General features: G+C 63.4%; 5 protein-coding genes and 2 pseudogenes. 3 read left to right on the forward strand and 4 right to left on the reverse strand.

Annotated features, from left to right (window positions below):
* Nucleotides 1–108: 108 nt before the first annotated feature.
* Together EN750_RS13405 and EN750_RS13410 are read right to left on the reverse strand one after the other, a co-directional pair.
* Nucleotides 109–507, reverse strand: a complete 399-nt coding sequence (locus tag EN750_RS13405; protein ID WP_127396697.1) for a rhodanese-like domain-containing protein — start codon at nt 505–507, stop codon at nt 109–111.
* Nucleotides 508–561: 54 nt separating this feature from the next.
* Complete coding sequence (locus EN750_RS13410; protein ID WP_127396698.1) at nt 562–1,176, reverse strand: TetR/AcrR family transcriptional regulator; 615 nt, start codon at nt 1,174–1,176, stop codon at nt 562–564.
* A 98-nt stretch (nt 1,177–1,274) separates the two neighbouring features.
* Between EN750_RS13410 and EN750_RS13415 the strand changes: the two genes are divergently transcribed.
* From EN750_RS13415 to EN750_RS13425, 3 genes and pseudogenes are all read left to right on the forward strand, one after another.
* On the forward strand, nt 1,275–2,021 hold the full coding sequence (locus EN750_RS13415; protein WP_127396699.1) for a 3-oxoacyl-ACP reductase family protein: 747 nt from the start codon (nt 1,275–1,277) through the stop codon (nt 2,019–2,021).
* Between the two features lie 209 nt (nt 2,022–2,230).
* Nucleotides 2,231–4,123, forward strand: coding sequence for a murein L,D-transpeptidase (locus EN750_RS13420; RefSeq protein ID WP_127396700.1), 1,893 nt, complete (start codon nt 2,231–2,233; stop codon nt 4,121–4,123).
* 172 nt (nt 4,124–4,295) lie between these two features.
* Nucleotides 4,296–5,185 (forward strand): annotated as a pseudogene (locus tag EN750_RS13425) (arginase family protein).
* A 145-nt stretch (nt 5,186–5,330) separates the two neighbouring features.
* Here the strand turns inward: EN750_RS13425 and EN750_RS13430 are convergent.
* Nucleotides 5,331–5,816, reverse strand: coding sequence for a hypothetical protein (locus EN750_RS13430; RefSeq protein ID WP_189526186.1), 486 nt, complete (start codon nt 5,814–5,816; stop codon nt 5,331–5,333).
* 533 nt (nt 5,817–6,349) lie between these two features.
* Nucleotides 6,350–6,491 (reverse strand): annotated as a pseudogene (locus EN750_RS41665) (PepSY domain-containing protein); the annotation flags it as partial.

Here is a 6,491-nt window from a genome sequence, read left to right on the forward strand (position 1 = left end):
GGCCGATGGGCTCGGCCACCGCCGCATCCTCGCCGACAGAAATGTCGTTGCACGCGCCGTTGGCTTCGTGACCGAGCAGCGGGAAGCGATCCTGCACTAATCAGCCTATCAGTCCGCCTTCTTCTGCCCCGGCTCGACCGGCAGGCCGGCCGCCTTCCAGGCGGTGTAGCCGCCAAGGATGTGCTTGACCGGCGAAAGCCCCATGTCCTGCGCCGTCTTTGTGGCCAGCGCCGAGCGCCAGCCGCCGGCGCAGAAGAACACGAAGTTCTTGCCCGAGGCGAAGAAGGGCTTGTGGTAAGGGCTTTCGGGGTCGATCCAGAACTCCAGCATGCCGCGCGTGACATGCTTGGCGCCGGGAATCTTGCCGTCGCGTTCCACTTCGCGTGGATCGCGCAGATCGACGAAGATGGTGTCTTCATCGTCGATCAGCCCGGCCGCCTCCTCCGGCGAAACCACCTCGATCACGGCGTTCGCCTCGTCCAGCAGCTCGCGATAACCCTTTTTCACGCTCTCATCCCTCCCGCCTTGCTGGCGGATTTCGAGCACACCAGCCGGCGTTTGTCACGCCGCGCTGCCGCCGGCCAGCGTCCTCCAGGCCGCCATGGCCCCGGCTACCGTCGCCAGCAGGGCATTATGCGAGGCGCCGTCGCGCGCCTGGATCGACATGCCGTGCTGGACCGTGGCGAAGAAGGTCGCGGCGGCGCTCGCATCGAAATCCGTCAGCAATTCGCCTTCGGCAACGCCGCGCTCCAGACGCTTCTGCAGTGCGGTGTGGTTTTCGGCGCGACGACGGCGCAGGTCGTCGCAGATGGCGCCGCGGCTCGAATCCTGATGCAGTGCGCCCAGCGTGATCAGGCAGCCTTGCGGACGATCGCTCTGCGCATAGGCCCTCGCCGTCAGGCTCAGGAATTGTTCGATCGCCTGCCGCGCGGTCGGAGCTTCCTCCAGCGCCAGCCAGATGTCGGCACCCTCGGTGTGCGAGTAAAAATCCGTCGCCTCCAGGAACAGCGCCTCCTTGCTGCCGAAGGCAGCGTAGAGGCTGGGCGAGTTGATGCCCATGGCGGCGGTCAGCTCGCTCATCGATGCGCCTTCGTAACCACGGGCCCAGAACACCTCCATCGCGCGGCGCAGGGCTGCGGTTCGATCGAAAGTGCGGGGGCGGCCTCGTTCCGACATGATGCTCTTTTCTGTGTTGATCGATACATAATTAAGTTGACGCCGACGGGCAAGGCTGACAGGTATTTATGTATCGATCGTTACAAAAGGAGAAATCGATGTCATCCAACCAACTGGGCGGCAAGGCCGCGCTCGTCACCGGCGGCAGTCGCGGCATCGGTGCGGCGATTGCGCGACGGCTCGCGGCCGACGGCGCCAGTGTCGCGCTGACTTATGTGCATGGCGAGGAGCAGGCCCGCTCGGTTGTCGCCGAAATCGAGGCCAAGGGCGGCCGCGCCATCGCGATCAAGGCCGACAACCGCGATGCGGTGGCCATAGACAAGGCCGTCGATGACGCAGTGACCGCCTTCGGCCGGCTCGACATCCTGGTCAACAGCGCCGGCATCTGGCGGGCCCCCCCCATCGACACGCTGTCGCTCGCAGATTTCGACGAGACCATGGAGGTCAATCTCCGGGCTCCATTCATCGCCTCGAAGGCGGCGGCCGTGCATATGGGTGAGGGCGGCAGCATCATCTCGATCGGCAACAACCTTGCCGAGAGGGCGACCGACGGCAGCCTCACGGCCTATTCGGCCAGCAAGGCGGCGCTGGTCGGCCTGACCAAGGCGCTGGCGCGTGACCTCGGCCCGCGCGGCATCACCGCCAACGTCGTCCATCCCGGTTCGACCGATACCGACATGAACCCGGCCGACGGCCCGCATGCCGAGCATCAGCGCCGGAAAATGGCAACACCGCGTTTCGGCAAGGCCGATGACATTGCCGGTATGGTCGCCTGGCTTGCAGGCCCTGAAGGCCGCTTCGTCACCGGCGCTGCCCTGACCATCGATGGCGGCGCCAACGCCTGATCCCGAGAGATTTCCGGCTGGGGCGGAACAACCCTCCGCTCCAGCCGTCACGATCTTGTGAAACCGTTCTGCAACAGGCTTTCCAAAATTTATGAAAGCTTAACGAAATCGGTATGAATCAGTATAGTCGCGCCTTACATCCGCCATGCGGTGAGCGGGACGATCTAGCGTGCGGAACGGGAACCGGTTGCGGCCGGAGCGGGTGATTCATGAAATTCCTCGGAAACAAAGCAACCGTGATGCCGCTGGTGGCGATCGCGGCAACGCTGGCTTTCGGTGTACCCCAGGCAGGCGCGCAGGGGCTGTTCGACATGCTTTTCGGCGGCGGCGTAAAGCATGCGCCGAAAGGCGAGTTTCCGCCCCCGCCACCGAAGCACAAACCAAAGCCGAAGGCTCCGGCCAGCGGTGGCGGTGGCGGCGCGAGAATCAGCAGCCCATCCTATTACACCTACAAGGCGGACCGGCTGGTTCGCGTCGACTTCTCGGCGCTGGCCCCGACGCCAGAGCCGGCGACGCCACAGGATGCGGCTTTCGTGCCGTCGGCAACGGGCGCTGCGTTTCGTGAAGCGGTTGCCAGCTTGGCTGACTACGAACTCTTAGCCGAGCCCGACATCGCCAAGGCGCTGATCGCGTATTACTCGGCCAATCCGGATTTCATCTGGATAAGCGGAACCAGCCTCAACAGCCGTGCGCAGGATGCGGTTCGGGTGCTTGGCGAGGCTTCAAGCTATGGTCTCACGCCCGCCGACTATACGGTCGAAGTGCCCGCTGCCGGCGCATCGACGACTGACGCCAATGCGCAACTGAAAGAACTCGTCCGTTTCGAGATGGCGCTTTCCGCGCGTGTGCTGCGCTATGCCCATGACGCCCAGAACGGCCGCGTCGATCCCAACCGCATGACCGGCTACTATGATTTCCCGGCCAAGCCGCTCGACTTGCAAGGCGTGCTGAGGACGCTGGCGCATACCCAGCAAGTGCGCACCTATCTCGAATCGCGGCATCCGCAGAATGCGGAATACCAGGCGCTGCGCGTCGAACTCGAATCTCTGCAGGCCAGTGCGGAAAACGAAATCGTCGTCGACCCCAAACTGTTGCTGAAGCCGGGCGAAACCAGCCCCGAACTGCCGAAGCTGCTGACCTTGATCGCGCGCAATCTCGATGACGAGATGGGCGGCGCCTATGGCGAGATCCTGTCCAGGCTGGCCACCAGCGAAGTCTATGATCCGGAACTGGTCCCGGTCATCAAGGCCGTGCAGCAAAAGGCAGGCATGAAGGGCGACGGCGTCATCGGCCCGCGCACCGTCGCGACGCTGGCGGGAACATCCAAGGCCGACAAGCTGCTGAAGGTGGAAGTGGCGCTCGAGGAACTGCGCTGGCTGCCCTCCGATCTTGGCAGCCCGCGCGTCTTCATCAACCAGCCGGCCTTCACCGCAAGCTACATCGACAATGGCGAGGAAAAGCTCAAGACGCGTGTCGTCGTTGGCCGGACCACCAACCAGACCTCCTTCTTCTACGACCAGATCAAGCAGGTCGATTTCCATCCCTATTGGGGCGTGCCGCAATCGATCATCGTCAACGAGATGCTGCCGAGATTGCGCAACGATCCGGGCTATCTCGACCGGTCCGGCTATGAGGTGACGGATTCGCGCGGCAAGCGCATTCCTTCGTCGGCGGTCAACTGGGGCGCCTATGGCGCGAACATCCCCTACAGCGTGCGCCAGCAGCCGAGCGAGGCCAACGCGCTGGGCGAGTTGAAGATCCTGTTCCCCAACAAGCACGCGATCTACATGCACGACACGCCGCAGAAATCATTCTTCCAGCGTGATATGCGCGCGCTCAGCCATGGCTGCGTGCGGCTGCAGGACCCGCGCGGCATGGCGGCGGCGGTGCTTGGCACCTCCGTGGACTATATCGCCGAGAAGCTGAAGCACGGCCACTCGACCGAGAATGTGACACGCACGATCCCGGTCTATGTCGCCTATTTCACCGCCTGGCCTGATCTGTCCGGCAAGGTCGAATATTTCGGCGACGTCTACGACCGCGACTCGCGCCTGAAGCAGGCTCTGGACGCCACGGAGGCGGTTCGCTCGCCTTCGAGTTGATCCAGGGCTTTCGGTAGGCCGTTAACTCATAAATACGGCATGACCGAAAGCGGAAAGGCGGCCGAGAGGGAACGAGGAGCGGCGGCTACCGTTATCGAACAAGCTCAAAACGCAACTGTGATCCTGTTTCGGCAGGGACGAACGATGTTTAGCGCTCGAAGCGGAGGCGCCTGTGTCGAGCCACTATGCGATTCTCGAAGCCCCCTCCACGCTGGGCCTGGCGACCGATGGTGTGGAGCGCTTGCCTGGCCGGCTCCTGGACCTTGGCCTTGCGGAGCGCATCCAGGCGCGCCGCGCCGGGCGGCTGGCTGTGCCTCCGAAGGACCCGACGCCCGATCCCGCGACCGGCACCCTGAACGCAGGGCTATTGCGCAGTGGTCGCCCAAGCTCGCCGACGCCGTGGAAGCGGTGCTTGACGCAGGCGGGTTTCCAGTGGTGCTGGGCGGCGATTGCACGATCGTGCTGGGCTCGGCGCTCGCGTTTCGACGGCGCGGCCGCTACGGCTTGCTCTTCATTGACGGCAACGCCGATTTCTTCCAGCCAGAGGCGGAACCCAATGGTGAGGGTGCCTCGATGGACCTCGCCTTCGTCACCGGCTACGGTCCGTCGCTCCTGACCGACATCGAAGGTCGCGGTCCTCTGGTCCGCCCTGAAGACGTTGTCGCCTTCGCGTATCGCGATCACAAGGATCAGGAGGAGTACGGAAGCCAGCCGCTCCCCGAAGAGCTCAAGGTGCTTGACCTTCCCGCTGTGCGCGCCACGGGCATCGAGGCCGCCGCACGCGAAGCGGTCGATCACCTGACGAGAGCGGAATTGGACGGCTTCTTCATCCATCTTGACGCCGACTGTCTCGACGATGTCATCATGCGGGCTGTCGATTTTCGCGTGCCAGGCGGGTTGTCGTGGGACGAGTTAACGGCCGCGCTCCGGCTTGCCTTGGCGAGCGGCAAGGCAGTCGGCCTCAAGATCACCATCTACAATCCGCGCCTTGATGAGGACGGCAGCGCCGGACGCGGCCTGGCCGACGTACTGGCCGCTGCGCTCGGAACAGCAGCGCCATGACGATGACGAGCCATGCCTGCTCTCGGGCGCAGCAAGAAGCGACCGATTTGAGGTCGTTTTTCTACTGCCTTCATATTGCGGCGGAATCTGTTTCAAGGTTCCGCATGAGCCGATCGGCGTGGCTCCGCGATTATGAGTCTGCAAGCTAGTAGCGCTCGAACAGTGGCCGCCGGAAGCCGGCGTCGCGCCCGGCGATCAGCCAATAGAGCAACCCGGCGACAAGGCCGGCAGCCGCGATGATGCCGATGTCGACCCAACGCTCCGGGTCCATATCCTCCGGCGCGCTCGGCCAGATCAAGGCGAAGCCGCCGACCGCGGCGCCGGCGCCGAAAACCATGTGCAGCAGGACATTGCGCAACGAGAAAAACTCGGCGATCAGCGCGAAGATCAGCGTCTGCAGCGCGGTCACCACGATGGTCAGGAAATAGACGAACATGCCGAGCGGCGGCACCAGCAGCACCGCGATCGGCGAAACGCCCATCACGTCGAAATAGTTGGGCGCGTTGGGCAAGGAACTGAGGACGCCATAGATCACAGCCACGGCGATCAGGCCGACCAGCACCGATACGAAGTAGCCAGCCAACATCATCAATATGCGCTTCATCACGTGCTTTGCCGTCGCCATCCCCATCCCCCAATGCGGCGCCTGGAGCAATTCCAGGAAAAGTGTGAACGGTTTTCCGTCCGGAATTGCGTCAAAACAAAGAGTTAGAGTAGTTCACCGTTCCATGAAACGGTGAACTGCTCTGGCGCGACAGTCAGCCATCAAAGCGAGACAGACGCAAGGGGAGGCGACGGTTGGCAAGGGCAATCGCTTCGGCCAAGTCCGACTTGTGGCGGAAACCATCAATCACCGAGATCGGCGCCGCCCCTCATCGCCCTGCCGGGCGTTCGTTGTTCGAAAAGCCAAGCAGTTGGCTTTTCGTCCGCTGCGCGGACCACGCCTCGACTCCCCGTATAGTGACGGGGAGAAGGGGCTGGCCGCAACGCCGGCGCCATCCTTGCCTTGCAAAGGATGGTGATTGGCGAAACCATCGATGCCAGCGTCCCTCTCCCCGTCACTATACGGGGAGAGGATGCCGGCAGGCAGGTGAGGGGCGGCGCTAGCGGAAAGGCCGATGACACAGCCAAGAAAGGCCAGTGGATTCGCGTCGGAACGTTCCCCTATTTCGGCTCCGCCGTCACAGGATCGTAGGTGATTTCAACCTTCGCCTTGTCCGCCGTGTAATAGGTGACGGTGTAGGCGCCGCTGTCCCAGTCGACCTCGTCCACATAGCGAAAGCCGTCGCGCTGCTCGACCTTGGCG

It is taken from the genome of Mesorhizobium sp. M7A.F.Ca.ET.027.03.2.1 (assembly GCF_003999175.1).
GTDB lineage: Bacteria > Pseudomonadota > Alphaproteobacteria > Rhizobiales > Rhizobiaceae > Mesorhizobium.

What these genes read in the sequence shown, in the direction of transcription:
- EN750_RS13410 (WP_127396698.1), bottom strand. Translation starts at nt 1,176, where the DNA reads ATGTCGGAACGAGGCCGCCCCCGCACTTTCGATCGAACCGCAGCCCTG.
- EN750_RS13415 (WP_127396699.1), top strand. Translation starts at nt 1,275, where the DNA reads ATGTCATCCAACCAACTGGGCGGCAAGGCCGCGCTCGTCACCGGCGGC.
- EN750_RS13420 (WP_127396700.1), top strand. Translation starts at nt 2,231, where the DNA reads ATGAAATTCCTCGGAAACAAAGCAACCGTGATGCCGCTGGTGGCGATC.
- EN750_RS13430 (WP_189526186.1), bottom strand. Translation starts at nt 5,816, where the DNA reads ATGGGGATGGCGACGGCAAAGCACGTGATGAAGCGCATATTGATGATG.